Annotated in this window: 23 protein-coding genes; 8 read left to right on the top strand and 15 right to left on the bottom strand. The window is 67.9% G+C overall.

What is annotated here, in order from left to right; genetic code table 11:
- Positions 1 to 104: 104 nt before the first annotated feature.
- The 8 genes from AC1RRW_RS19480 to AC1RRW_RS19445 all read right to left on the bottom strand — a co-directional run bounded on the left by AC1RRW_RS19480 (position 105) and on the right by AC1RRW_RS19445 (position 8,668).
- Positions 105 to 692 carry a hypothetical protein gene (locus AC1RRW_RS19480; protein WP_492902946.1) on the bottom strand — a complete coding sequence of 196 codons (588 nt, stop codon included), beginning with the start codon at positions 690 to 692 and terminating at the stop codon, positions 105 to 107.
- Between the two features lie 106 nt (positions 693 to 798).
- Positions 799 to 2,595 carry an ABC transporter ATP-binding protein/permease gene (locus tag AC1RRW_RS19475; RefSeq protein WP_492902944.1) on the bottom strand — a complete coding sequence of 599 codons (1,797 nt, stop codon included), beginning with the start codon at positions 2,593 to 2,595 and terminating at the stop codon, positions 799 to 801.
- Between the two features lie 303 nt (positions 2,596 to 2,898).
- Positions 2,899 to 3,645 (bottom strand): VWA domain-containing protein, encoded by a 747-nt coding sequence (locus AC1RRW_RS19470; protein WP_492902942.1) that lies wholly within the window; start codon positions 3,643 to 3,645, stop codon positions 2,899 to 2,901.
- A 12-nt stretch (positions 3,646 to 3,657) separates the two neighbouring features.
- Complete coding sequence (locus AC1RRW_RS19465; RefSeq protein ID WP_492902940.1) at positions 3,658 to 4,407, bottom strand: hypothetical protein; 750 nt, start codon at positions 4,405 to 4,407, stop codon at positions 3,658 to 3,660.
- A gap of 343 nt (positions 4,408 to 4,750) precedes the next feature.
- On the bottom strand, positions 4,751 to 5,404 hold the full coding sequence (locus AC1RRW_RS19460) for a TerD family protein (RefSeq protein ID WP_492902938.1): 654 nt from the start codon (positions 5,402 to 5,404) through the stop codon (positions 4,751 to 4,753).
- Between the two features lie 55 nt (positions 5,405 to 5,459).
- Positions 5,460 to 7,253: a hypothetical protein gene (locus tag AC1RRW_RS19455; protein ID WP_492902936.1), complete on the bottom strand. Its 1,794-nt coding sequence runs from the start codon at positions 7,251 to 7,253 to the stop codon at positions 5,460 to 5,462.
- An 82-nt stretch (positions 7,254 to 7,335) separates the two neighbouring features.
- The gene (locus tag AC1RRW_RS19450; RefSeq protein WP_492902935.1) at positions 7,336 to 8,283 is read right to left on the bottom strand and encodes an NAD(P)/FAD-dependent oxidoreductase; all 948 of its coding nucleotides are present in this window, start codon (positions 8,281 to 8,283) and stop codon (positions 7,336 to 7,338) included.
- A gap of 76 nt (positions 8,284 to 8,359) precedes the next feature.
- On the bottom strand, positions 8,360 to 8,668 hold the full coding sequence (locus AC1RRW_RS19445; protein WP_492902933.1) for a hypothetical protein: 309 nt from the start codon (positions 8,666 to 8,668) through the stop codon (positions 8,360 to 8,362).
- 496 nt (positions 8,669 to 9,164) lie between these two features.
- Here AC1RRW_RS19445 and AC1RRW_RS19440 point away from each other — a divergent pair, with 496 nt between their 5' ends.
- From AC1RRW_RS19440 to olsB, 3 genes are all read left to right on the top strand, one after another.
- Positions 9,165 to 10,703 carry a YifB family Mg chelatase-like AAA ATPase gene (locus tag AC1RRW_RS19440; RefSeq protein WP_492902931.1) on the top strand — a complete coding sequence of 513 codons (1,539 nt, stop codon included), beginning with the start codon at positions 9,165 to 9,167 and terminating at the stop codon, positions 10,701 to 10,703.
- Positions 10,704 to 10,833: 130 nt separating this feature from the next.
- On the top strand, positions 10,834 to 12,921 hold the full coding sequence (locus AC1RRW_RS19435; RefSeq protein WP_492902929.1) for an ATP-binding protein: 2,088 nt from the start codon (positions 10,834 to 10,836) through the stop codon (positions 12,919 to 12,921).
- Between the two features lie 109 nt (positions 12,922 to 13,030).
- Complete coding sequence (gene olsB / locus AC1RRW_RS19430; RefSeq protein ID WP_492902927.1) at positions 13,031 to 13,963, top strand: l-ornithine N(alpha)-acyltransferase; 933 nt, start codon at positions 13,031 to 13,033, stop codon at positions 13,961 to 13,963.
- Positions 13,964 to 13,970: 7 nt separating this feature from the next.
- Here olsB and AC1RRW_RS19425 read toward each other — a convergent pair whose 3' ends face one another.
- The 3 genes from AC1RRW_RS19425 to AC1RRW_RS19415 form a co-directional block, all read right to left on the bottom strand.
- Entirely contained in the window at positions 13,971 to 14,837 is an 867-nt protein-coding gene (locus AC1RRW_RS19425; protein WP_492902925.1) for an SDR family oxidoreductase, read from the bottom strand.
- A 13-nt stretch (positions 14,838 to 14,850) separates the two neighbouring features.
- Positions 14,851 to 15,990, bottom strand: a complete 1,140-nt coding sequence (queG, locus tag AC1RRW_RS19420; protein WP_492903021.1) for a tRNA epoxyqueuosine(34) reductase QueG — start codon at positions 15,988 to 15,990, stop codon at positions 14,851 to 14,853.
- 143 nt (positions 15,991 to 16,133) lie between these two features.
- On the bottom strand, positions 16,134 to 16,826 hold the full coding sequence (locus AC1RRW_RS19415; protein ID WP_492902923.1) for a glutathione S-transferase family protein: 693 nt from the start codon (positions 16,824 to 16,826) through the stop codon (positions 16,134 to 16,136).
- A 252-nt stretch (positions 16,827 to 17,078) separates the two neighbouring features.
- On the opposite strand from AC1RRW_RS19415, the gene AC1RRW_RS19410 reads away from it, so the two are divergent.
- Positions 17,079 to 17,876 (top strand): undecaprenyl-diphosphate phosphatase, encoded by a 798-nt coding sequence (locus AC1RRW_RS19410; RefSeq protein WP_492902921.1) that lies wholly within the window; start codon positions 17,079 to 17,081, stop codon positions 17,874 to 17,876.
- A 9-nt stretch (positions 17,877 to 17,885) separates the two neighbouring features.
- Here the strand turns inward: AC1RRW_RS19410 and AC1RRW_RS19405 are convergent, their stop codons facing one another.
- The gene (locus AC1RRW_RS19405; RefSeq protein ID WP_492903020.1) at positions 17,886 to 19,538 is read right to left on the bottom strand and encodes an MFS transporter; all 1,653 of its coding nucleotides are present in this window, start codon (positions 19,536 to 19,538) and stop codon (positions 17,886 to 17,888) included.
- A 171-nt stretch (positions 19,539 to 19,709) separates the two neighbouring features.
- Complete coding sequence (gene msrQ, locus AC1RRW_RS19400) at positions 19,710 to 20,624, bottom strand: protein-methionine-sulfoxide reductase heme-binding subunit MsrQ (RefSeq protein WP_492902919.1); 915 nt, start codon at positions 20,622 to 20,624, stop codon at positions 19,710 to 19,712.
- A gap of 119 nt (positions 20,625 to 20,743) precedes the next feature.
- Here msrQ and AC1RRW_RS19395 point away from each other — a divergent pair, with 119 nt between their 5' ends.
- A complete protein-coding gene (locus AC1RRW_RS19395; RefSeq protein WP_492902917.1) occupies positions 20,744 to 21,358 on the top strand; it encodes an HAD family hydrolase in 615 nt (204 codons plus the stop codon).
- A 64-nt stretch (positions 21,359 to 21,422) separates the two neighbouring features.
- Here the strand turns inward: AC1RRW_RS19395 and AC1RRW_RS19390 are convergent, their stop codons facing one another.
- Positions 21,423 to 21,713, bottom strand: coding sequence for a hypothetical protein (locus AC1RRW_RS19390; RefSeq protein ID WP_492902915.1), 291 nt, complete (start codon positions 21,711 to 21,713; stop codon positions 21,423 to 21,425).
- Between the two features lie 194 nt (positions 21,714 to 21,907).
- Here AC1RRW_RS19390 and AC1RRW_RS19385 point away from each other — a divergent pair, with 194 nt between their 5' ends.
- Genes AC1RRW_RS19385 through AC1RRW_RS19375 form a run of 3 tightly spaced genes read left to right on the top strand, consistent with a single transcriptional unit; the run spans position 21,908 to position 24,196 of the window.
- A complete protein-coding gene (locus AC1RRW_RS19385; protein ID WP_492902913.1) occupies positions 21,908 to 23,050 on the top strand; it encodes a DNA cytosine methyltransferase in 1,143 nt (380 codons plus the stop codon).
- A gap of 5 nt (positions 23,051 to 23,055) precedes the next feature.
- On the top strand, positions 23,056 to 23,793 hold the full coding sequence (locus AC1RRW_RS19380) for a GIY-YIG nuclease family protein (protein ID WP_492902911.1): 738 nt from the start codon (positions 23,056 to 23,058) through the stop codon (positions 23,791 to 23,793).
- Positions 23,771 to 24,196, top strand: coding sequence for a very short patch repair endonuclease (locus tag AC1RRW_RS19375; RefSeq protein WP_492902909.1), 426 nt, complete (start codon positions 23,771 to 23,773; stop codon positions 24,194 to 24,196). Before AC1RRW_RS19380 ends, AC1RRW_RS19375 begins: the two co-directional genes overlap by 23 nt.
- On the opposite strand, the gene lepA is transcribed toward AC1RRW_RS19375, so the two are convergent.
- Positions 24,168 to 25,973 carry a translation elongation factor 4 gene (gene lepA, locus AC1RRW_RS19370; RefSeq protein ID WP_492902907.1) on the bottom strand — a complete coding sequence of 602 codons (1,806 nt, stop codon included), beginning with the start codon at positions 25,971 to 25,973 and terminating at the stop codon, positions 24,168 to 24,170. The two genes, AC1RRW_RS19375 and lepA, sit on opposite strands and share 29 nt — an antisense overlap.
- Positions 25,974 to 26,043 lie beyond the last annotated feature (70 nt).

Raw genomic sequence — 26,043 nt, 5'->3', positions numbered from 1 at the left:
GCGCCTCGCCGCCGATCCACAAGCCGGGCGCGGCGCAACGGGGGCCACCGCGAGAGAATTGGTTCATCCCCTTCCCCCCGCTTGCGGTGGGGAGGCCGCCCCGCTCAACCCGCCTTGCGGAACACCCGCAGCGTCCTGAAGGTCGCGACCTCCTCGACCGGCGCTGCCTTGGCCCATTCCGCGATGATCGGCTCGGCCGTCGCATAGGCGAAGGAGCCGGTGTAGAACAGCAGGTAGCCGCCGGCGTCGATCTGCCCGGTGAACAGGTCGATGACCTCGCGGTCGGTCAGCGCGCCATAGGCGTCGTTGGCCTGCGTCCTGAACTCGCAGGCGTGGAACAGGGTGACGATGTCGAAGCGCGGCAGCAGCTTGGCGTTCGTGGTGTAGATGTCGCCGAAATAGGCGCTGTAGGTTTTGGTGATGGTCGGGTTGCCGGTCGCGAGCTTGACGAAGGCGTCGTATTCCTTCGGCGAGGCGGTGATGCCGAGAACCGTGCAGTCGAGTTCGGCTTCCGCGCAGCGGATGCCGACATAGTGATGCCCGCCTGTGCCGAAATGATAGATGCGCTTGCCGGTGACGCCCTGCTCCTCGAGCCATTCGACGAAATGCACGTCGCAGGGGCACTGGTCGACGCGCAGGCCCCAATAGACGTCCCAGATGTTCATCGGCGCGGCGGCGCTGGCGGCGGTCATGTCGGATGGCTCCAATGTCGCAAGTCGTCGTGGCTTTCTCTGAAACACACGAAATCTCTCGGCTCACAGAGGGCGTTCCCGCTGAACCGCGCCTGAACGGGCAGCCTCACGACGCGCCGGGCACCGTCAGCTCAGGCCGCGCCTCGGCGCGGGCCGGACCGGCCATGCGCACCACGCCGCCGGCGCGCTTCAGCGTCAGGCGCTGCGTTGCGGCCTCCGCGAAACCGGCGCTCTGACCGAAGCCGAGGATGATCGCGTCCGGCCGCGCGGCGCGCAGCTCCGCGATCAGGTCGAGCGCCGTCTCGGTCTCGAGCGCGCTCGTCGCCTCGTCGAGCAGCAGGATGTCGGGCGCCTCCAGCTCGGCCCGCGCCAGCGCCAGGCGCTGCCGGTCGCCGGTGGCGAGCTCCTTGTCCCAGTCGCGAAACTCGTCGATGCGCGGCGCGAGGCTGGAGAGGCCGTAGCGCCGCAGCGCACCGGCGATCGCGTCGCCGTCATGCTCCGCGCCGGAATCGAGCACCGCCCGCAGCGTGCCCTCCGACAAATGCAGCTTGTGCGGCACCACCGTCACCATCGCGCCCTCCGGCAGCGCGATCCGGCCGCGCCCCCACGGCCAAAGGCCGGCGATGGCCTGGATCAGCGCCGCCTTGCCCAAGCCGAGCTCGCCGGAGAGATGCAGCGTCGCGCCCGGCGCGGCGTCGAGTCCGATCTCGGCCGCGAGCGTGCGGCCGTCGCGGTCGACCAGCGTCACCGCGTCGAGCCGCAAGCCGCCGTCACGGCTCCGCTCCAGCGCCAGATGCGCGCCCTGCGGATCGCGTTCGAGCCGCTCCAGCGCGTCCGCGAGTTCGTTGACGCGGCGCGCGGCGGCGAGCCATTCGGCGATGCGCATGAAATTGTCGAGCAGCCAGTTGAAGGCGTTCTGCACCGCCACGAAGGCGGCGGCGACCTGCACCACCCCACCGAGCGACATCTCGCCAGACAGGTATTTCGGCGCGGCCAGCAGCAGCGGCGCCACCGGCACCAGCGCGCCCGAGCCGTTGGTGATCCAGGTCAGCCGGCCGCGCTGCCTGATCATGGCGAGCCAGCGCTGCACCAGGCTGTCATAGGTCTGCGCGACGGCGCGGCGCTCGCCGGCCTCGGTCCTCGTCAGCGCGATGGTCTCGCCATGATCGCGGATGCGCATCAGCGAGAAACGCAGCCGCGCCTCTCCCTCGTTGCGCGCCGCGATCAGGCGCGGCAGCCGCCGGCCGACGACGCTGATCAGCAGGGAGACGAGGATGGCGTAGACGATCGCCGCCAGCACCATATAGGCCGGGATGACGACCGGCCCGCCGGCGGTCGGCACGCTCAGGCTGCCGCCGATGCTCCAGAGGATGCCGATGAAGGTGATCGCGGTGATGATCGACGACAGCAGCCCGATCGCGAAATCGACCACCGGCTCGGTCGCCCAGCGCACGTCGTCGGCGATGCGGTATTCGGGATTGGCCGGTTCGTAGCCGGACAGGCTGAGCCGGAAGAAGCGGCGCTCGCCGATCCAGCCATCGGCCAGCCTGGCCGCGACCCAGGCGCGCCAATGCACCTGAAAGGTCTCGCGCGAGACCAGGATGGCGACGCCGATGCCGGCGACGATGACGGCCAGCACCGGGAACACCGCTATCGCGACCAGCGCGCTCCCGGCGTCCTTGTTCTCCAGCGCGTCGAAGAACCAGCCGTTCCAGCGGTTGACGGTGACGTTGGCGAAGACGCTGACGACGATCGCGGTCGCGAGCGAGAGCGTCCAGAACCAGGCTCTTCCGGCGCCACGGCCGCGCCAGAAACCGCCGGTCAGCTGCGCGAAGCGCCAGGCGACCTGCTTGTCGCCCGGCCCGGCAGGCGCCGCCTCGCCGTTCGCCTCACGCTTCGCCAAGGACGACAGATCTCCGGATCGATCCCGTTCGGGACGATGACGGCCAGCCCCCGCAGCCGAACCTGCCGCTTGGTTAGCCGGATGCGAATGAACTGCTGGTGAACGTCGGCGACCGGGAGACCGCGACCGCCGACGACCGCCTCAGCTACACCACGCCGCCGGCAAGAGCGGGCGCATCGTCGAGCCCTTGCCGCGCCACGATCTCGTCGTCATCGACGAACCGGTCCACCCGTCGTTCAACCAGTGGGGGCCCGGTGGCTCCGCCACCCGATCAGCAACTTCCTCCCCCGATACCGTCAGTCTTTAGCCGCGTAGCCACTGGAGCAGTTTCGGGCCGAGGAGCTGCGCGTTCAGTTCCTCGTCGGACAATTCGACGAAGCCGTCGAGATCGCGCACGATCACCATGCCGGTGTTCCTGAACCGCGCCGCGATCGTCTTGAGAAAGCCGAAATCGACCGCGTGTTCGCAGGCGCCCATGAACAGGAAATAGACCTGGTCGCCGCGCCGTTCGGATGCCTCGAGCACCCGGATCGTCCTGTCGAGATCGCTGGCGTCGTTCTCGCCGTCGGTGACGAAGATGACGATCGAGCGCTTCTTCTCCGCCGCCGGCTCGTCTCGCGACAGGCCAAAGAAGCGGCTCAGGAAGTTGCCGCCCGGGTCGCGCGGCAACCAGCCGAAATGCTGCAGATTGCGCTCCAGGACGTAGCTGTAGGTGGTGCCGCCCTTCCAGCCGGGCACTTTGTCGATGACATTGTCGATGATGTAGTTCCTGCAATTCCGTGGCGAGACCGTGCCGACATGGTGGGCGTTCTCGCCGCCATGGCTGAAGCTGAACACATCCATCTGGCCATCGGGGTCCAGCACCATTCCGTAGGGCACGAGCCGCTCGATCAGCCTGCTCGTGGTGCCCTCCTCATGCTCATGCTCGAACGAGCCCGAGACATCCATGTCGAAGATCAGCTCCGCCTTGATGCCGGGAGCGACGCCTGCCTTGTCCAGCGACAGACGCAGGGTTTCGGCCGACTTCCTGAGGTCCAGTTGCAGTGCCATGGCGGGTCGTCCCTATGTCTTCAGTTGTTGCAGGATGGTGCGCAGCTGATAGGCCAACTCCCTGGCTTGGGTCGGCGTCACCTGTCGTTTCTCCTCCAGCATCGCCGTCAACGCGGCGATGCCACCCAGCAATCCGGGAACCGTGACGAGCGCCACGTTCTGGATCGCCGCGACGAGACGGAGCGGCTGCTCGATCTGCAGCGCCCGCATCGACGCGCCGCCGCGGATCTGCGCGACGGTCTGGGTCAGGCTCATGCTGCGCTCAAGGAAGCGCTGCGAGAGGGGCCTGGCGCTTTCGGCGAGATGGGCCGAGAGGAACTCCGCCGCCAGGGCGGCGGCCTCGACCTCGTCGCCGACCTCGTCGATGCGGCGCGAATGCCGGTCGAGCGCGTCCTTCAGGGAGAGCAGCGGCTCGAGCGCCGCGTTCATGAGCGCCAGCAGTTGATCCAGTTCGACGCGGGCCCGCCGCAGTTCGTCTGGCGTGTCGATCCTGCCGTTCACCGCCGCGAGATATTGGGTGAGCAGGCCCCGTCCGGGCCCGACGCCGCAGACGGCCTCGAGATCGATCGCCCCGAGAATTTCGCTCATGCGGCCGATATGGGCCGTCACGCGCTTGACGATTTCGGCCTGCGACAGTTCCAGGCTGCGCGAAACCAGCTCGCTGAAGTCCTGCTGCAGCCGGTGCCCCCACAGGACCACCTGGCGATCACGCGCACCTTCGACCACGAAGGTTCCGATGAGGCGCAGCGCCTCCTCCAGCACGCCCGCCCCGCTCCGCGGCGACAACCTGGCGAGATCGGCGCGGTCGACCGCGATGCGCTTGCGCTCGTATCCCGGAATCGCGGTCGGTCGGACAATGCCGGCTTTGCCTGGCCCGGACGTGGCGGCCTGCGCCGCCGGACGGCCCGGCCGGGGAGCACGGGGCGGCGGGGTCACCACGCTCGGCTTTGGGCCCGTGACCGCCTCGCCCCTCTCTCGCGCCGCGACCTCCGGCCCGTGCCGGAGCCCGCCCGGCCTGCCGATGACGGTCGGACGAGGGCGTCGCGGGTCACTCGCCCCTCCGGGCAGGCTCGGCTCGGCGTCCTCGTCCCCCGACATGACCGGCTCAGGAGAAATGCGCGAGGACGTCGTTGAAGGTGCCTTTGAAGCCGCTGCCGACGGCCGCGTATTCCCAGCCATCGGGTCCGAGCAGGATGCTGCCGAGCTGGACCACGTTGAAATCCCTGAATTCGTCCGACAGCCTGTAGGCGCCGAGCTCCTTGCCGGCATCGTCCGTGAGCGTGATCGCGCAATATTCGATGTCGCCGAACGCAGGCTCCTCTTCCCCGGCTTCGCCTGTCTCATGGCCGACGCCATGCTCGGCGTCGTGGACCGTGACGAGGATCGGAATTTCGTTGACGCCATCGGGAATCCTGGAGCCGTCGATGACGATGGACTCGACATTGTTCTGGACCAGCTTGTCGCCGCTGTGGATCAGTCCGCCGCTGGCGGTCTGGAAGGATCCGTCCGGGTTGGCCGGAAGCGCTCCCCCTTTCGGATTCATGCGTGTGGTGTTGTAGGTCGACAAGATGCTCGCGAGCTGCGTGACCTTGGCGCCGTTGCCGTCATTGCGCGCCTCGAGCGCGTGAACGTCGACGTCGTCGGCATGCTCGGCGTCGCAACGCCACTCCACCCTGGCCGTGAAGCGGCTGCCCTTTTTCAGGGACAATTGCAGCTTGGGCGTATCGACGCCGGCCTTTTTGAGGGAAAGCGTCAGCATGGGTGACATGGCTCCTGTGGTTTGACCGCTCCGGTCGGCGGGATGCGCGAAGCCCTCATGGCGCGGGTTGCCGCGACGACAGGGTCGCGAGTTCTTGCCGTGCCGCCGCGAATTTTTGCCGCGCCTGCTCGAACTTCTCTTCCGTGGTCTTGCGCGCCGCGGCGACGAGGCCGTGGATTTCGTTCGTGGTGGCGATGATCTGTTCGATCTGCTGGGCCTGCGCGAGACGGTTTTCGCCAGGCGCCGCCGCGGCGGCAACGGCGACATCCTTGAGCGCCCTGCCGCGCAGTTCGGTCAGTTGCCTGTCGAGTTGGGCCTGCCTGCCCGCGAGTTGCTGGACGCTCCTGACCGCGAAGGCGCCGTGGATCGACAGCAGCGTCATCTTGATGGACGCAAATCGCGAGGCGACCGTCGTGGCGGTCTCCTGCAGCGTCGCGATGCCGGCCTGCTCGATCTGCTGGATCACGAGCTGGTCGGCGGGCAGGCGCGTATAGGCGCCCTCGAGCGCGAGCGCCCGGCTTTCGAGCAGGCGCAGCTTGTCCTTGAGCTCGATCAGCCGTGTCAGCGCGACGGGATCGGCCTGGTTGAGGCTGGCCTCCCGCGCCTCGACATAGGCCCGCGCCTTGGCGAGGAAGGCCCTGGCCACGCCAGCCGAAACCGTGAAGTCGCCAAAATGCTCGCCATAACTGCGCTTGAGCGCTTCCAGCGCCTGCAATTCGCCAAACAGCTTCTGCATCTCGCCGGACAGTTCGCCTTCGAGCTTCATCATCTGGTCGGCCAGCGTCTTCGTGCGTCCGGAAATCAGTTCGCCGATCTCGGCCAGCGCCTCCGCCGCCAGTTGGCCGGGGCGCTTGCCGGTGAAGCGCGCCAGCAGGGAGCCGATGAGGCCGGGCTTCTCGCCGTTCTGGATCTTGTCCAGGATATCGGGAAGCCTGGCGTCCTGCACACCCTCCTCGAGGCGCCCGAACAGCGCGAACACGGCCGAAGCGCTGTTCTTGTCGAGCCTGGCGAGGAACCCGTCCAGGGTTCGCTGGAGCGCCTGCTCCGCGCCGAGCCCGATCTTGATCACATCGCCGGACGGCAATGTTTCGAAGTCGAGTTCGGCGAGCGACTTCTCGGCCGCCACCGCCTGGTCGGGTCTCAGGACGATGGCGCCGGTCTCGATCGGCGCGGCCGGGACCGGCGCCTGCGGCGGAGCCGCGGGCCGGGCGGCGGATTCCGTCACGACGCGCGCAGGGGCTCCTATGGTCGTCGGCTTCATCGGCCTCTCCTGTCGCGGCAGCTCTGGCCAGGTGAGCGGCCACTGGTCATGATGTGCATCGTCTTTGTCCCTGGAGCGGGAGAATGCGGTTCGATGCGCGATTCCAAGACGCGCCGGACGCCCTGACGGCGTCTCAGGGACCATACCATCCACTTTCTCCATGGCCAGCGGGAATCGCTTGCGCCCCGGACGGCCAAGGATGGCTCGATATGACCCGCGACGGCGCCACGGCATCACGTTCGCGGGTCTATCGCTCGTCGTTCCGGGCCCATTGCGGCCCGGGCTGGAAAGAATTGTCCCGGCGCGCCGAGCGGTATCCCGAGGCAACGCCGGCCGTCGGGCTCGGGCAGCTTTCCGCCTCGAATATTCCTCGACATGGGCAAGGATGGCGTCGGCATCGACTGTCGCGGCCGCACCCGGTTTCTCGTCTAAATCGAGCACGGGATCGATGACGCATGGTTTTGTCGCAGGGCTGGAGACGACGTGCAGGATCGACGACATATGGGCGTCGAGAAATGCCGCGACGACCGACGTCCCGGTCATTTCAATGGCTCCTGTCCCGTTATCCGCTCTTGTCACGGTCTTCATGCGGTGATCCGGCACCGGAGGGGCTGGACGAAAGCGATTGCCACTTTCGGGCGGAGGCGCTCGGCCGCCGCGGCGGGCGGCGCTATCGGCGCAGGGCTTCAAGGTCGCACAGGTCGTTTCGAATCGCGGTGGCGGCGACGGCGGCATTCCCCATGGCGTGGCTGATCTGGTCGAGCCCCTCGACCATGTCGCCGGCGGCGTAGAGGCCCGGCACATCGGTGCGCTGCTTCGCGTCGACGATCAGACATCCTTGGCTGGAGAGCCTCGCCCCGAGGCCAGCCGCAAGACCGCATCGCACATCGCTGCCCAGCGCCGGGTAGATTGCGTCGAAAGCGTGGCTGCCGCCGGGCAAGGCGATCGCGATCGTCGTATCGCGCAGATCGAAGGCGAGGCACGGACCGTCCAGCAGCCTGATCGCGGCCTTGTCGATGCGTCCGCGCTGGGAAGCATCGAGGTCGTGAACGCCATTCGGCGAAATCAGGGTCACGTCCGCCGTGAAGCTGCGCAGGAACTCCGCCTCGCCCAGCCCGCTCGCGGCGGAACCGATCACGCCGACCCGGCGATCCGTCACCTCGAACCCGTCGCAGATCGGGCAGTAGCGCAGCAAACCGCGCGCGAGGGCCTCGGCGTGCATATCGTCCGGCATGTCGGGACGGCGGTTCACGACGCCGGTCGCCAGCAGAACGGTCCGGGCGCGAAGGCTCAGCTCCCCGGCCGCCGCCACGAAAACATTCCCGTCTTTCGTCAACGCGGTCACCTCGCCTGACAGATGACGGGAGCCATAGCGCCTGGCCTGAGCCTTCATGCGCGCCAGAAGCTCGGAGCCCGCGATCCCGTCCGGAAAGCCGGCATGGTTGTGGCTGACGGGAATCCAGTCCGCGCGGCTCTGCCCGCCGTCCACGACCAGAACGGACAGGTGAAATCTCGCCAGATAGATCGCGGCCGTCAGGCCGGCAGGACCGCCGCCGATCACAAGGCAATCGAACAGGCGCGTTCCAAGCCCCTCCTGCCCAGACCCAGCGGATCCCATATCCTCCACCTCCTCATGCTCGACGCCATGGAGATGGGAGCTGACGTCACTATAGGTTCAAGCCTTGCCGGACGATTTACTTTCCGAGGGAACAATCGAGCCGACCTGTTGTTTCATGGCCACCTCGAAAGGGAGATGAACCATGCCACAAGAAAAGCCAGGACAGCATCACGACCACCCGGGCCACAAGCCCGGCGACCTTGACCAGCACGGACACCGCGACAAGTCGATGTCCGAGAAGCCCGGCCAGCATCACGACCACCCGGGTCACAAGCCCGGCGACCTCGACGAGCATGGACACCGTGACAAGTCGATGTCCGAGAAACCCGGCCAGCATCATGATCACCCCGGGCACAAGCCCGGAGACCTTGATCAGCATGGTCATCGCGACAAGAAGATCTGACCTGCCACCGAGTTTCCTCCACGCGGCGTCAGGGTCCGGCCCTGATGCCGCGATGGGCCTGACGGAACGTCGGGTCCGGGGCATAGGCGGGGCGTATCGGAGGGATCGTTCGCCACAAGTCCCGCCGTCCGCCGGATGAAATGTTTCGCGCCCGGCGGCGCGAGCTTGTCCACCAGCGGCGGCGGTTCGGCTATCGGCGGCCCTGCTCGGGCATCAGGGCATCCCGTCGGGCGTTAACCAGCTCGTGAACCAGGCCGGCAGGGTTTACGACCCGCTGTTCCATTCGAGGCGAGGGCGAGGACGCTCGACCAACCATCTCGCATCTTTTCTCATACCCGCCCGATCAGGCCGTGGCGCGGCGCGGGCGTGTTGGCGCGAGGTCGACGAGACGCTGTCGGCCGCCGAAAAGTTCACTTTATGTTCTTGCGCGCCCCGCGAAGCTCGGCTAGCCTTCCGCTCGGGAAGAGGGCGGCGGGACATGGTGACGCGGGTCGCGACGGTGGCGTTCGAGGGCATCGAGGCGCGCGCCGTCGATGTCCAGGTGCAGGTGACCTCCGGCACTGTGAACTTCGTCCTGGTCGGGCTGCCCGACAAGGCGGTCGGCGAGAGCAAGGAGCGGGTGCGCGCCGCGCTGATCGCGTCGGGGCTGGCGCTGCCGGCCAAGCGCATCACCGTCAATCTCGCGCCTGCCGACCTGCCCAAGGAAGGCAGCCATTACGACCTGCCGATCGCGCTCGGCGTGATGGCGGCGATCGGGGCGATTCCCGCCGACGCGCTCGCCGGCTACACTGTTCTGGGCGAACTGGCGCTCGACGGCTCGATCACGGCGGTCGCCGGCGTGCTGCCGGCCGCGATCGCGGCCTATGCCAGGGGCCAGGGACTGATCTGCCCGCATGGCTCCGGGCCGGAAGCGGCCTGGGCCGCGGCCGACATCGACATCCTCGCGCCCCGCTCGCTGATCCAGCTCGCCAACCATTTCAAGGGCACGCAGGCGATGGCGCGGCCGGAGCCAGCGGTCGCGCGCCAGTCCGGACCTCTGCCGGACCTCGCCGACATCAAGGGCCAGGAGAGCGCCAGGCGCGTGCTCGAGATCGCGGCCGCCGGCGGGCACAACCTCCTGATGAACGGGCCGCCGGGCGCTGGCAAGTCGATGCTGGCAAGCCGGCTGCCCTCGATCCTGCCGCCGCTGACGCCGCGAGAGCTGCTCGAGGTCTCGATGGTGCTCTCGGTCGCCGGCCATCTCGCCGATGGTGCGCTGACCGACCGGCGGCCCTTCCGCGCGCCGCATCACTCGGCCTCGATGGCGGCGCTGGTCGGCGGCGGGCTGCAGGCCAAGCCCGGCGAGGTCTCGCTCGCCCATCACGGCGTGCTCTTCCTCGACGAATTGCCGGAGTTCCAGGCGCAGGCGCTCGACGCGCTGCGCCAGCCGATGGAAACCGGCGACGTGCTGATCTCGCGCGCCAACCACCGCGCCGTCTATCCGGCCCGGTTCCAGCTCGTCGCGGCGATGAACCCGTGCCGCTGCGGCAAGGCGACCGAGCCCGGCTTCGCCTGCCGGCGACAGCCGAACGAGCGCTGCATGGCGCAGTACCAGACCCGGATTTCGGGGCCGATGCTGGACCGGATCGACATCACCATCGACGTGCCGGCGGTGACCGCCGCCGACCTGATCCTGCCCGCCGCCAGCGAAGGCTCGGCCGAGGTCGCGGCCCGCGTCGCGGCGGCGCGGCGGCTGCAGACGCAGCGCTTCGCCGCGCTGGGTCTGGCCTCGGTCGGCACCAACGCCGCCTGCCCGGCCAATGTGCTGGACGAGATCGCACGGCCCGACAACGCGGGACTTGGCCTGCTGCGCGACGCGGCCGATGCGATGCGCCTGACCGCGCGGGCCTATCACCGCGTGCTCAAGGTGGCGCGCACGCTCGCCGACCTCGACGGCGAGGCCAGGGTCGGCCGCATCCATCTGGCCGAGGCCCTGTCCTATCGCTCGCGCGTCGACCAGGTGGCGCAGGCGGCCTGAACGGCCAAGGCCGGGCGTCTCGCCTACGCCGGCAAGCCTCTGCCATGGTTAACGAACTGCATCACGCGACCCCTAGACTTCGACGATAAGTCAAACTCTTTCTCAAGCCGCGGCTGCTAGACTTGGCGTCATGGACAGCCTGTCACCCGCCTTCATGACGTGGATCGCCATCGCGCTTGCGGCGGCGGCCTGCATCGGCAGCGTCGCCATGGCGATCCAGCGCGCCCGGACGATCCGGCAGGCGACGGAACTCGCCCGCGATGTCGAGACGCTGAACGACCGGCTCTGGGCGCTGGCCGACAGCGAGGAACGCTATCGCAGCCTGATCGAGGCGCAGGGCGACCTGATCGTGCGCCGCGACGGCAGCCGCATCGTCTACGCCAACGCCGCCTATGCCGCCCTGCTCGGGCTCGACGAGGCCAGCGTGGTCGGCGCGACCGCCGAACCCATGCGCATCGCGCTGCGCCCGGCGGAGACGCTCGACGACGGCGCGCGCGTCTTCGACGAACGCCTCGGCGCGCCCGACGGCGAGGCGACGGGCGAACGCTGGATATCCTGGGTCGAGACCGCCGTTCCCGTCGCCCATGGCAAGACCGTGTTGCAGCGCGTCGGCCGCGACATCTCGGCCCGGATCGCCGGCGAGCAGGAACTGGTCGAGGCCCGGGCCCGGGCCGAGGGCGCCAACGAGGCCAAGTCGCGCTTCCTCGCCACAGTCAGCCACGAATTCCGCACGCCGCTCAACGGCATCCTCGGCATGGCCGACCTGCTCGAGGACACGCGGCTCGATCCTGAGCAGGGAACCTATGTCCGGGCGCTGCGCACCTCGGGCGAGGCGCTGCTGGCGCTGGTCGACGACATCCTCGATTTCGCCAAGGTCGAGGCCGGCAGGATCGAGCTGGTCGAGGCGCGCCTCGATCTCGGCCTGCTGGTCGAGACCGTCGCCGAACTGATGGCCCCGCGCGCGCAGGCCAAGGGCATCGAGGTCGCGACGCTGGTCGCGGCCGACCTGCCGGGCCATGTCGTCGGCGATCACGACCGGCTGCGCCAGATCCTGCTCAACCTCGTCGGCAATGCGATCAAGTTCACCGAGACGGGCGGCGTCGGCGTCAGGCTCGGCCGCGAGGGCGAGCGACTCGTCATCACCGTCTCCGATACGGGGCCGGGCATCCCGGCCGACCGGATCGAGGCGATCTTCGAGGAGTTCGAGCAGGCCGACCAGTCGGCCGCGCGCCGGCATGACGGCACCGGGCTCGGGCTTGCGATCGTGCGCCGGCTCGCGACCCTGATGGGCGGCGCCGTCGATGCCGAGAGCCGGCCCGGCGAAGGCGCCACCTTCCGCGTCGTGCTGCCGCTGGTCGCGGCGGGCGCCGACAGCGAGCCGGCGACGCCGGACTGGACCGGCAGGCGCGTGCTGCTGGTCTCGCCAGCGCCGTTCAGCGCCGGCTTCCTGACTGAGTCCATCGTCGCGACCGGGGCGGGCGTCGAAAGCGCCGCCTCGCCTGAGGCCGCGCTGTCTTTGCTGACCGGGGCGCGGTTCGATGCCGCGCTGGTCGATCTCGCGCTCGGCGACACGGCCGTTCGGGTCGTCGCCGAAGCGGCGCGCGAAGGCGGCGTGCCGGAGCGCCTGGTCATCCTGTCGCCGCTGCAGCGGCGCGAATTCGGCGCACCCTCCGCCGCCGGCTTCACAGGCTTCCTGATCAAGCCGGTCAGGGCGCGCACGCTCTATGAACGGCTGTCGCCGCACCCGCGGCCGAGCGCCGAGCCTTCCGCGTCGACGGAAGCTGCTCAGGCCGGCACTGTGACGTCGGCTTTGCGTGTGCTGGTCGCGGAGGACAACGAGATCAACGCGCTGCTGGCGACGCGGACGCTGGAGCGGCTCGGCTGCGCCGCCGTATGGGCGCGCGACGGCAAGGCCGCGCTGCGCGCGCTGGAGGACAGCCTGACGCCGGAGGGACAGCGTTTCGACCTCTGCCTGCTCGACATCCGCATGCCGGAACTCGACGGCCTGTCGGTGGCGCGCGCCTTCCGCGCGATCGAGGCCGGCGGCGAGACGCGGCTGCCGCTGATCGCGGTCAGCGCCAATGTCGCGACCTCGGACCGCAAGGCGGCGTTGGCGGCGGGCATGGACGATTGCCTGGCCAAGCCGCTCGAACGCGCGGCCCTTGCGCGCTGGATCGCGAGGATCGGCAGTCCGGCCCGGTTCGAACTCACCGGCTGATCCGGGCCCGACCAGTCACCGCTCTGACGCAATCCTGTCGCGATCCTGTGATTTGTCGGGCGCTAGCGTTTCCGATTGCCAGAATCGACGGCAAAGGAACAATAGCGCCATGGCGTTCGATGTCTTCCGCGGACTGAAACAGCCGGCAAAAGGTCTTCCCGCCGGACACCCCTTCCTGTCGCGGCTGCCGTTCAGGCTGATCGGCTGCTGGCCGGCCACGGATGATGCGCTCACCGGCACGCTCGGCCGCCGCGGCTCGCTGGAGGTCCGGCTGGCGCGTGGACCGGCCGAGGTCTGGCTTGCCCAGCGCCTGCGCTACCGCGTGTTCTATCAGGAAATGTCGGCGAAGCCCGACGCGGTCTCGCGGATGTTCCGGCGCGACGCCGACCGTTTCGACGCGGCTTGCGACCATCTTCTCGTCATCGACCATGCGGCGAGCGGGCGCTTCGGCGGCACGCGCTCCAAGGTCGTCGGCACCTACCGCCTGATGCGCCAGAGCGCGGCGAGCCGGCTCGGCGGCTTCTACACGCAAGGCGAGTTCGACCTCGGCCCCCTGATCGCGCGGCACCCCGGCGCGCGCTTCCTCGAACTCGGCCGCTCCTGCGTGCTGAAGCCCTACCGCACCACGAAGACGGTCGAGCTGCTCTGGCATGGCATCTGGGCCTATATCCGGCATCACCGCATCGACGCGATGTTCGGCTGCGCGAGCTTCGAGGGCGCCGATCCGGATGCGCTCGCCCTGCCGCTGAGCTTCCTGCATCACCACGCCAGAGCCGAGGGCGACTGGGGCGCTTGCGCGCAGCCGGAACGCCATGTCGCGATGGACCGGCTGCCGGCCGCCACGATCGACGCCAAGCTGGCGCTGAAGCAGCTTCCGCCGCTGCTCAAGGGTTATCTTCGGCTGGGCGCGCGCTGCGGCTCGGGCGCGGTGATCGACCGGCAGTTCGGCACGACCGACGTGCTGGTGATCCTGCCCGTCGCCGCGATCGACCGGCGCTATGTCGATTACTACGGCGAAGAGGGCCAACGCTACGCGGCGTGAGCGCGGCTCACTCGCCGTCTGCCGCCAGCGCCGTCAGCGCCTCGCGATAGGTCGGATAGCGGAACGCGTAGCCGAGCTCGCGCTTCACCAGCGCGTTCGAGACGCGCTTGTTCTCGCCGTAGAAGCTCGCCGCCATGGGCGAGAGTTTCGATGCGTCGAAGGACTGCCCGGGCGGCGGCTCGACGCCGATCAGATCGGCCGCGAAGGTGACGACATCCTGCGGCGGGGCGGGCTCGTCGTCGGTGACGTTGTAGACGGCGCCGCTTCGGGGCCTGGCCAGCGAGGCCAGCAGCACGCCTGCGATATCCGCGACATGGATGCGGTTGAAGACCTGGCCCGGCTTGACCAGACGCCGCGCCGTGCCCTCGCGCAGGTTGACGATGGCGTTGCGGCCGGGGCCGTAGATGCCCGAGAGGCGGAAGATCTGGACCGGCTTGCCGGTGCGTTCGCCGAAAGCGAGCCAGGCCTCGTCGGCTTCGAGCCTGAGCTTCGAGCGGGCATAGCCGGGACGCGTCTGGGCGCTCTCGTCGATCCAGGCGCCGCCATGGTCGCCATAGACGCCGATGGTCGAGAGATAGCCGATCCAGCGCAGGTTCGGCGCGGCGGCGAGCTGGTCCGACAGCGTCGCCAGCACCGGATCGCCGTCCTCGCCCGGCTGGACCGAGACCAGCACGGCGTCGGCCTCGGCGATCGCGGCCGAGAGCCGCGAGGACACGGCGAAGCCGCCGAAGACCAGGGTCGGGATGCCCTCCCCGCTGAGTCTGCCGGCCTTTTCGGCCGAACGCACCGTGCCGACGATATCCCAGCCGGCCGCGACGGCGGCGCGCGCGAAAAACCCGGCCGAATAGCCGAGGCCGAGGATGACGACTTTCATGGGACGACGAGCTTCATGCGGCGAGATCCGGTGGAGCGGAAAGGGCGAGCCATTCCTCGCGCACGGCGGAGTCCGGCTCGTCGTCAAGCGCGGCGGATGCGAGCCGCGAGGCCCGGCCCGGCGCCAGCCTGCCCAGCGCCCAGACCGCCATGGCGCGCACCAGCGGCGAGGCGTCGGCGAGCAGCGCCTCGGCGCTTTGCGCCAAGCCCGGGCGGCCGCTGTTGCCGATGGCGATCAGGACGTTTCGGACGAAGCGGTCGCGGCCGGCGCGCTTGACCGGCGTGCCGGCGAAGAGCGTCCGGAAGCCGGCATCGTCGAGCATCGCCAGCTCCGCGAGCGGACGCCCGGCGAGATCGTCCCTGAGGGACAGCCGCGTCTCCCGCGCGGCTTGCGCGAACTTGTTCCAGGGGCAGACCGCGAGGCAGTCGTCGCAGCCGAAGACGCGGTTGCCGATGCCGGGGCGCAGTTCCACATCGATATGGCCCCGATGCTCGATGGTCAGATAGGCGATGCAGCGGCGGGCATCGAGCTGGTAGGGCCGCGGGAAGGCGTCGGTCGGGCAGATGGCGAGGCAACGTCGGCAGGAGCCGCAATGGTCGGCCTCGGGCTCGTCTGCCGGCAGTTCGGCGGTGGTGTAGATCGCGCCCAGGAACAGCCAGGAGCCGTGCTCGCGCGAGACCAGCACGGTATGCTTGCCCTGCCAGCCGAGACCGGCCGCCTGGGCCAGCGGCTTCTCCATGACCGGCGCGGTGTCGACGAAGACTTTCACGTCCGCGCCTCCGCGCCCCGCCAGCAGGCCGGCCACGCTCTTGAGCTTGCCCTTGATGACGTCGTGATAGTCGCGCCGGCGGGCGTAGAGCGAGATCGCCGCCTTGTCGGTCTGGCTCAGGATCGCGAGCGGATCGCTCTCGGGGGCGTAGTTCATGCCGAGCATCACGACGGAGCGGACCTCGCTCCAGAGAGCGTGCGGCGCGGCGCGCTCGGCGATGCGTTCCTCCATCCAGCCCATCTCGCCGTGATGACCGGCGGCGAGCCATTCGCGCAGTTGGGCGGGCGCCTCGGGGATGGAGTCGGCCGCGGCGACGCGGGCGACCGAAAACCCCTCGGCCAGCGCCCGCGCGAGGACCGCCTGCTTCAGCCGCTCGGACTTGATGCGGTCCCTGGACCCGGAAGCCTCATCCTGAGGAGAAGCCGCGGGCTTCGTCTCGAAGGATGATCCAGAACGCTCTGGAGCATCCTTCGAGACGGTCGCCAAGGCGGCCCGCTCAGGATGAGGGCCGCGGGTTGCCGTCCGCGTCAAAAATCCAGGTCGTCGTAATGCGCGCTCGGGGCCATTCCCGGCACGCGGTCGCTCAGCAGCGCCCGGAAGCTCGGTCGGGATTTGATCCTCGCATACCATGCGCGCGCGGCCTCGTCCTCGTCCCAGGGCACGTCGCCGAGATAGTCGACGCAGGAGAGATGCGCCGCCGCGGCGAGATCGGCATAGCTCAGATCGGGCCCTGCCAGCCAGTTCCGCTTGGCGGTGAGCCAGGCGATGTAGCGCAGATGATAGCGCACATTGGCCCGCCCGGCGCGGATCGCGCCCATTTCCGGCGGACCGCCGCCCTCCTCGCGCCCCATGAAGCGCTTCATCACCTTTTCCAGCACGAGCGGGGCGGTGATCTCGGCGTCGAACTTGCCGTTGAACCAGTCGAGCAGGCGGCGGACCTCGACGCGCTCGGCCGGGCCGTCCGGCAGCAGCCGGTTCTGACCGAGCGCCAGGCCGCGCGTCTCGTCGAGATATTCGGCGATGAGGCCCGCGCCGGGCACGGCAAGGCCTGAATCCTCGCGGAAGACCGGCGTCGTCCCGGCCGGGTTCATCTCCAGGAATTCGCGCCGTCTTTCCCAGACGCGCTCCTCGACGAGATCGGCTTCGAGACCGAATTCGGCGAGGACCAGCCGGACGAAACGCGAATGCGGGCAGAGCGGGTAATGATGAAGCGTCGCCATGGCACTCTTGAAACAGGCGGATGCGGCTGAAGCGGGGCCGGAGGACAAGCGCGGCGCGGTCATGCGCGAGACGCGGGCGATCGGCGCCTGCTATAGTCCCGAGCTTTCCCCGTCACAACCCGCCGCGGGCGAGCCGCCTCGATTTGACGCGATCGTCCTGAGGAAGTGGTAACCAATTCGCAAAGAGGCTGGGCGCAAGAGATAGAGCAGTTTACCTCTGCCCGCGCCGACCCGCCGCCCGAGACCCTCGCCATGGAAAACCTGTTCGAAGCGATCGTACTCGGCATCGTCGAGGGACTGACGGAGTTTCTCCCCGTCTCCTCGACCGGGCACCTCCTGCTGCTCGGGCATTTCCTCGGCTTCGAATCGAACGGCAAGGCCTTCGAGGTGCTGATCCAGCTGGGCGCGATCCTGGCGATCATGCTGGTCTATTTCCGCCGCCTGCTCGACATCGCGCTCAGATTGCGCACGGATCCCACCGCCCGGCGCTTCGTCATCGGCGTGGTCGTCGCGTTTTTGCCCGCCGCGCTGATCGGCGCCATGCTGCACAGCGTCATCAAGAGCGTGCTGTTCAACCCTTTTCTGATCTGCGTCACGCTGATCGCCGGCGGGCTCGTGCTTCTGGTTGTCGATGAACTCGAGCTCGAGGTGAAGCACAACGACGCCACGACCTTCCCGCTGGCGATGTATTTCAAGATCGGCTTGTTCCAGTGCCTGGCGATGATTCCGGGCGTCTCGCGTTCGGGCGCGACCATCGTCGGCGCGATGCTGCTGGGCGCCAGCAAGCGCGCGGCGGCGGAGTTCTCGTTCTTCCTCGCCATGCCGACCATGGCCGGGGCCTTCGCCTACGACCTGCTGAAGAACTACAAGATCCTGACCTTCGACGATTCGATGCTGATCGTCGTCGGCTTCGTCACGGCCTTCCTGTCGGCGCTGGTCGTGGTCCGCGCCTTCCTCGATTATGTCTCCAGGCGCGGCTTCGCGCTCTTCGGCTGGTGGCGGATCATCGTCGGGCTGTTCGGGCTGGCGGGGCTGTGGATCGTCGGGTGAGGCCGGCGTTCAGGCCGGGCCGGAATCCGTGACCGGCGCGGACGTCGACCGCGCCGCGACGCCGGGCGCGCCCGGCAGCGAGCCGGTCTGGCGCTCGATCATGCGGTGGACCACGGGCGGGCTCGGGCCCTTGTGCAGCGCCCTGACGCGCTCGCCGATCTCGGCGTCGGCCTGCGTCACGCGCTGGTTCTGGCGGACATACTCGACCCAGGTCGGGCTGTCGTAGCGCTCGATCCAGAGTTCGGCATTGGTCAGGTCGCGCAGCAGCGCCCAGTGGCGCGCGCCGTCGCGGCGGCGGATCCGGCGGCGCTCCGCCATCGCCCCCAGGAAAGCGACGATGTCCGCCTCGGCGATGACGTACTCGATCGTGACGATGACGGGGCCGCTGCGCGGCTCGATGTCGACCGCGACCGTCGGCTCGCGCCAGCGGCTCAGCGGATCGAGATTGAGCGCCGCGAGCGGCGGCAGGGCGTAGCGCAGGCCGAGCGCCGCGCCGCCGAGCAGGGCGACAGCGGCGAGCAGCAGGGTCTTCTCGGTGCCGACGAACAGGATGGCCCGGCCCCAGACCCAGCTTCCGAGCGCCATCCCGCCGAAGGCGCCCATCTGATAGAGCGCCAGCGCCCGGCCGACGACCCAGCGCGGGGCCGAAAGCTGCACCGTGGCGTTGAAGGTCGAGAGCGTCATCACCCATGATCCGCCGGTGACGCAGAGCGCCGGCATGGTCAGCCAGAGGCTGTTGCTGAAAGCCATGACCGCGACCGCAAGCGCGAAGGCGGCGAAGGTCAGCCGGACCAGCGCCTCCGTGGTCATCATGCGACGCAGGCGCGCGCTCAGGAAAGCGCCCGCGACCGCACCGGCCCCGAACGCGCCGAGCAGCACGCCGAAGATCAGCGGCCCGCCCTTGACGAGGTCGCGCGCGATCAGCGGCAGCAGGGCCAGCACGACGATGCCACCGAGCCCGAAGGCGAAGGCGCGCAGGATGACGCTGCGGATGTTGGGCGACATCGCGACATAGCGCAGGCCGGCGCTCATCGCGATCGTCAGCGTCTCGCGCGGCAAAAGGCGTTCGACCTTGGGCGGCGTCCAGCGCCAGAGCACGGCGAGCAGCGCGACATAGCTCGCCGCGTTGATGGCGAAGGCGGCGAAGGCTCCGGACGCCGCGACGATCGCGCCGCCGATCGCCGGGCCGACGCTGCGGGCGATGTTGAAGGCGACGCTGTTAAGCGTGACGGCGGCCGGCACGTCCTGCCGCGGCACCATGTCGCCGACGGAGGACTGCCAGGCCGGATTGTTCAGCGCCGTGCCGCAGCCGATCAGGAAGGTGAAGCCGAGCAGGGTCCAGGGCGTCAGCCAGCCGAGCCAGGCGAAGACCGCGAGCGAGATCGAGACAGCGAACATGAAGAACTGCGCCGTCAGCATGATCCCGCGGCGGTCGTAATTGTCGGCGATCGCGCCGGCGGCGAGCGAGAACAGCATCACCGGCAGGGTGGTCGAGGCCTGGACGAGCGCGACGAGATCGGGCGAGGCGGCGATCGCCGTCATCAGCCAGGACGCGCCGACCGCCTGGATCAGCCCGCCGAAATTGGAGGCGAGGCTGGCGAACCAGACGGCGCGGAAGATCGGCTGGCGCAGCGGCACGAAGGGCGAGCCGCCGCCCGGCAGCGCGACGCCTTCGGCCGCGAGTTCGGCGGCCGCGACATCCTCGACCGGCTGGGCTTTGAGATCGGCGGGCACGGCTCAAGGGTTAGAGGCTAAGCCCTGTCCTGCCAACCTTGCTCGCTAACGGACCGATCTCGGCCCTCATCCTTCGACACGCGGACTTACGTCCGCTCCTCAGGACGAGGGCTGATTTGCAACAGGCAAAGCGGCAGCGCCACGCCGCCCGCGCGGCTGCTTCTCGGCCGGGGCGCGCCAGGCATGCAGCCCCGCGACGGCGAGCCCGGCGAGCGCGACCCAGTGGCCCGGCCGCAGGAAGGCCAAGTCCTGATAGAGCACGACGTCGGCATTGGCCTGGAACACCATCCAGGCCGAGACGCCGGTGGTCAGCGCATACCAGGCGGTTTCGCAGAGCGCGGTGGCGAGCCCTGTCGCGAGCGCGGCCGCGACCAGGACCGGCGTGCTGAACCCGACCTTCCAGCGGCCGAGTCCGCGATAGAGCATCAGCAGGGCGAAAAGTCCGTTCAGCAGCGCAGGCTGGGTGACGTCGATCTTGGATTGCAGCGCGAAATGCAGCAGCCCGAGCGCGGTGATCGCGTAGACCAGATTGTGCAGGCGCTGCCAGTTCTTCGCGCCCATGCGCCGGATCATGCCGTCGGTCGAGGTGACGCCGAGCGCGACCAGCCCGGTCAGCGCGACGATGCCCACCGTCAGATAGAAGCGCCTGACGATCTCGGAGACGATCAGGCCCCAGTCGAAGGCGAGGTCGATGCAGTAGAGCGCCAGATGGGCGAGGCCATAGGCCAGCACCGAAAGGCCGAGCATCCGGCGGACGCCGATCAGCTTGCTCCAGTCGAGGATCTTTCTGAGCGGCGAGACCGCGAGCGTGACCAGCAGCAGCCGCATCGCCCAGGCTCCGGTGTCGTGCACCGCGTGCGTCCAGGGCTTCGAGCCGAGCTGATGCGTGAAGGCCTCCCAGGCCAGGATCAGCGCCGGGATCACGACGAGCGCGAACGCCGCCGCGCGCAGATAGGAGAAGCGTCCCTGCCGGTCGAGCCAGGGCAGATATCCGTGCAGGCCGGCCGGAGCCATTCGTCGCCTCGCTTGTCTCGGTCGCTGCGTTCCGGATACGCGACGACGCTTGCCACTGTCTCGCACATCGGCACACAAGAGCGTGACCACGATCCGCACCGAACTCAACGGACCCGGCGATGCCTTCCAACCGACCCATCATCGTCTTCGATGTCGGCAATGTCCTGATCCGCTGGGATCCGCGCCTGCTCTACCGCGACCTGATTCCCGACGACGGCAAGCGCGACTGGTTCGTGGCCAATGTCTGCACGGCGGCCTGGAACATCGAGCAGGATCGCGGCCGCTCCTGGAAGGAGGCGGTGGCGCTGCTGGTCAAGGCGCATCCCGAATGGGAGCGCGAGATCAGGGCTTACGACGAGCGCTGGCACGAGACGGCGCCGGGCGTTGTCGAGGACAGCGTCGCGCTCCTGGCCGAGCTCAAGGCGAAGGGCGAAAAGGTCTACGCCATCACCAACTTCTCGCGCGAGAAATGGGCCGAATGCCTGATCCGCTTCCCCTTCCTGCGGAGCTTCGACGGGGTCGTCGTCTCGGCGCATGAGCGGCTGATCAAGCCGGATCCGGCGATCTACCGCGTCCTGCTGGAGCGCTACGGGCTGGAACCAGGCGACTGCATCTTCGTCGACGACAGCGAGAAGAACGTCGCGGCGGCGCGCGCGGTCGGCATGCAGGCCGTGCATTTCGTCGAGCCGATCGATCTCAGGGCGGAGTTGAGGAGCCTGGGCGCGGCGCTCTGACGGCGGCGTGGAAAACCCTGCGCGCGGGACGCGCGCAGGGGTCGTTCGCGAAGCTCGGCCTGCGTCACCAGCGACGCCAGCGCCTACGATGGTAACGGGGATGGTAGTAATAGCGCCGGCGATAGAACCTCGGCCGATAATAGTAGCGCCTGCGCCAGCGCGGCCGCCGGCGGTGATAATACTGCGAGAACCCGGCGTCGGTCCTGTCGAGGGCCTCGGCGTCGAGCCTGACGCCGTCATCGACGGGAGCAGGCCCGGCTGCGACCGGCTCCGCCGCCTTCGCCATCGCCGCGCCGCCGAGGCTGGCGACGGCAAACCCGCCGATCAGCGTCGTAATAAAGGAACGTCTGTCCACTGCGGTTCCTCCGTTTCTGCGCCGCGATCTCCCAGTCGCGACGGCTGGTCGCACCCGGGGTGAAAACGCGAAGGGGGCGCAGGGGTTCCCGGATGGGGCTGCGCCAGCGTCATACACCGGAGATTAACGCAACGGGCCTAGACAGAACGAAACTGGAACTTTAGATTCACGCATGCCGATTTTCCAGGGTCCCGATGCAGCCAACCTTCTATGAGTTCTTCGCTGGCGGCGGCATGGCCCGAGCCGGCCTTGGCGAAGGCTGGCGCTGCCTGTTTGCGAATGACTTCGACGCCAAGAAAGGCAAGACCTACGTCGAGAATTGGGGCGACAAAGAGTTTGGGCTGGGCGACATCCACAAGCTCAATGCGGCAGACCTGCCAGGCCGCGCAGACCTCGCTTGGGCCTCCTTCCCCTGTCAGGACTTGTCTCTGGCCGGAAATGGCGCAGGGTTGGAAGGCGAGCGGTCGGGCGCGTTCTGGGGCTTCGACCTGCTGATACGTGGACTACGTCGCGAACAGCGGGCTCCGAACATTCTCGTCATCGAAAACGTCGTCGGTGCGATCACCTCCAATCGCGGTCGTGATTTCGATGTGTTGTGCCGGTCGCTGTTCGAACTGGGCTATGTCTTTGGAGCGCTGACGATCGACGCAGCGCATTTTCTCCCGCAGTCGCGGCCAAGGTTGTTCATCGTTGCGGTCGGAAAAGACGTTGCGATCGACGCCGGTCTGGTTTCGATCGCGCCGGTCGATCTGTGGGCATCCGACGCTTTGAAGAAGGCGCAAGCGACCTTGCGGCCCGACCTGCGCAAGGCGTGGCGCTGGTGGCGGCTGCCGGCTCCGCCCAAGCGCAATCTTGGCTTCGATGCGCTGATCGACGAAAGCGCCGATATCTCCTGGCACTCCCAAGCCGAGACCGATCGGCTGGTTGCGATGATGTCGGAGGTCAACCGCGCCAAGCTGCAGGCCGCGATTGACAAGGGCGGCCGGCTGTTCGGCACCGTCTATCGGCGCACGCGTCTGGATAAGGCCGGCGAAAAGGTCCAGCGCGCCGAAATCCGCTTCGACGGCGTCGCCGGCTGCCTGCGTACGCCCGAAGGCGGCTCAAGCCGACAGACGGTGGTGATGGTCGAGCATGGCCGCGTGCGCTCCCGGCTGATGACGGCGCGCGAGGCGGCGCGGCTGATGGGCGTGGCGGAGGATTACCTGCTGCCGGCGCGCTATAACGAGGCATATCACCTGCTCGGGGACGGGGTGGCGGTGCCGGTGGTTAGGTTTTTGGCAGAAAATCTGCTTTTCCCCGTCGTCAAACCTTCGAAACTCGCGCTTGTGGCTGCCTGACGAAAATGCCTTCAAGAAGCGAGCCAAAGCGTATTGAACCGCCGTTTGAGACCGCCGAACTCAGGAAGGGTCTCGCGGCGTTTTTCCGACAACCGCCGCCCTTCAAAAGCGAGATCAAGACGATCGGAGCCTTCAAATGGGGTGTCTACGCATTCTTTGACTACGATGGAGAACCGATTTACGTCGGGCAGACACTTGAAGGACTTAGCAGCCGCATCGGACGGCATTTAACCAATCAGCGCACCGACGCCGTGGCCATGTCAGTTCTCGATCCTTTCGAGGTCTACGAGATTGAGATCTTCCCGTTGCCTGAGTTGCAGGCGGCGAACTCAAAGGACAGGACCGCCAAGGCAAAGCTGAACAGCTTGGAGCTGGCGGTCTTTCATAGATGCATTCATGACAGCGCCTTTGGGAAAATCCTGAACGAGAAAGACCCTGCGCCGGCCGAGCCTCTGGAGAGCCTGCCAGTGTCGATCCGTGGACGAATTGTGTCCGATGACGTGAAGAAATTCAGGAGCCATCCCGATACCCGAATCGCTCGTCGGTCCCAGACGATCGCACGGCTCGCTCAAACGATCTCGGAACGACAGGTGCAGAGCGGGCTTCGGCGAACCCTCCTGACACAGGCGCTTAGGCTTGAATCGCTGGCAAAAAAACAATTCGCCGCTGTTGGTGGCGAAGAAGCCGTCGAACGAAAAAAAACCGACAACGATGAGTCGAATGACGCAACGGCCGAGACTTAACCGCTCGGCCATCATGCGCGCGGTCAAATCCCGCGACACCGCGCCCGAGCGCCTCGTCCGCAAGCTCCTGCGCCCCATCGCGTCGGGCTACCGTCTGCACCGCAAGGACATCCCCGGCCGGCCCGACATCGCCTATCCCGGCCGCCGCATCGCCATCTTCGCCCATGGTTGTTTCTGGCATGGCCATGATTGCGCGCGCGGTGCGCGGTCGCCAAAAGCAAATGCGGATTACTGGTCGGCCAAGATCGCCCGAAACAAGGCGCGAGACGCCGCGAACCTGGCGGCGCTCGAACAGCAAGGCTGGCGTCCCGTTGTCATCTGGGAATGCGAGCTGAAGGAGCCTGAAGCCGTTCAGGCCCGCCTCCGTGACATCCTCACGAATCCATCTTCAGCGCCGCAATGAACGCCTCCTGCGGGATTTCCACCTTCCCGAACTGGCGCATCTTCTTCTTGCCTTCCTTTTGCTTGTCCAGCAGCTTGCGCTTGCGCGAGGCGTCGCCGCCATAGCACTTCGCCGTCACGTCCTTGCGCAGGGCGCGGATGGTCTCGCGGGCGATGATCTTGCCGCCAATCGCCGCCTGGACCGGGATCTGGAACATGTGCGGCGGGATCAGGTCCTTCAGCTTCTCGCACATCGCCCGGCCGCGCGCGTCGGCGCGCGAGCGGTGGACGAGCATCGAGAGCGCGTCGACCGGCTCGGCATTGACCAGGATCGACATGCGCACGAGGTCGCCCTCGCGATAGTCGGTAATGGCGTAGTCGAAGGAGGCGTAGCCCTTCGAGATCGACTTCAGCCGGTCGTAGAAATCGAACACGACCTCGTTCAGCGGCAGGTCGTAGACCACCTTGGCGCGCGAGCCGACATAGGACAGGTCGGTCTGCACGCCGCGCCGGTCCTGGCAGAGCTTGAGCACGGAACCCAGATATTCGTCGGGCGTGAAGATCGTCGCCTTGATCCAGGGCTCCTCGATGAACTCGATCTTCATCGGGTCCGGCATATCGGCCGGATTGTGCAGTTCGAGCGTCGAGCCGTCGCGCAGCTTGAGATGGTAGACGACCGAAGGCGCGGTCGAGATCAGGTTGAGGTTGAACTCGCGCTCCAGCCGCTCCTGGATGATCTCCAGGTGCAGCAGGCCGAGAAAGCCGCAGCGGAAGCCGAAGCCGAGCGCGGCCGAGGTCTCCATCTCGTAGCTGAACGAGGCATCGTTGAGCCGCAGCTTCGACATCGCGCCGCGCAGCGTCTCGAAATCGGCCGCGTCGACCGGGAAGATGCCGCAGAACACCACCGGCTGCACCGGCTTGAAGCCCGGCAGCGCCTGCGCCGCCGGCTTGCGGTCGTCGGTGATGGTGTCGCCGACCGCCGTGTCGGCGACCTCCTTGATCGAGGCGGTGAAGAAGCCGACCTCGCCGGGGCCGAGTTCCCTGACCTCGAGCATCTTCGGCTTGAACACGCCGACGCGGTCGACGCCGTAGGAGGCGTTGGCGCGCATCATCTTGATGGTCATGCCCTTCTTCAGCACGCCGTCGATGACGCGCACCAAGACGACGACGCCGAGATAGGCGTCATACCAGCTATCGACCAGCAGGCATTTCAGGGGCGCGTCCTTGTCGCCCTTCGGCGCCGGCAAGCGCTTGACGATCGCCTCCAGCACGCCCTCGATGTTGAGGCCGGTCTTGGCCGAGATCGGCACGGCCTCGGAAGCGTCGAGCCCGATCACGTCCTCGATCTGCTGCTTGATGCGCTCGGGCTCGGCGGCGGGCAGGTCGATCTTGTTGAGGACCGTCACGATCTCGTGGTCGGCGTCGAGCGCCTGGTAGACGTTCGCCAAGGTCTGCGCCTCCACCCCCTGCGAGGCGTCGACGACGAGCAGCGAGCCCTCGCAGGCCGCCAGCGAGCGCGAGACCTCATAGGCGAAGTCGACATGGCCCGGCGTGTCCATCAGGTTCAGGATGTAGTCCCTGCCGTCCTCGGCCCGGTAGTCGAGCCGCACGGTCTGGGCCTTGATGGTGATGCCGCGCTCCTTCTCGATGTCCATCGAGTCGAGGATCTGCTCGCTCATGTCGCGCGCCGCGACCGTGCCGGTCTGCTGGATCAGCCGGTCGGCGAGCGTGGACTTGCCGTGGTCGATATGCGCCACGATCGAGAAATTGCGGATGTTGTCGAAGCTCTGGGTGCTCATGGGCGCGGGAATAGCAGCGTTGCCGCATCGCGCCAAGGCTTTGCCAGACAAGGCGTCCGTGCGGATCAGG

This window comes from Allobosea sp. GW821-FHT12C12 (assembly GCF_058807355.1).
Note: the sequence above shows the minus strand (reverse complement) of the source record. Positions and strands in the feature narration are given on the sequence as shown.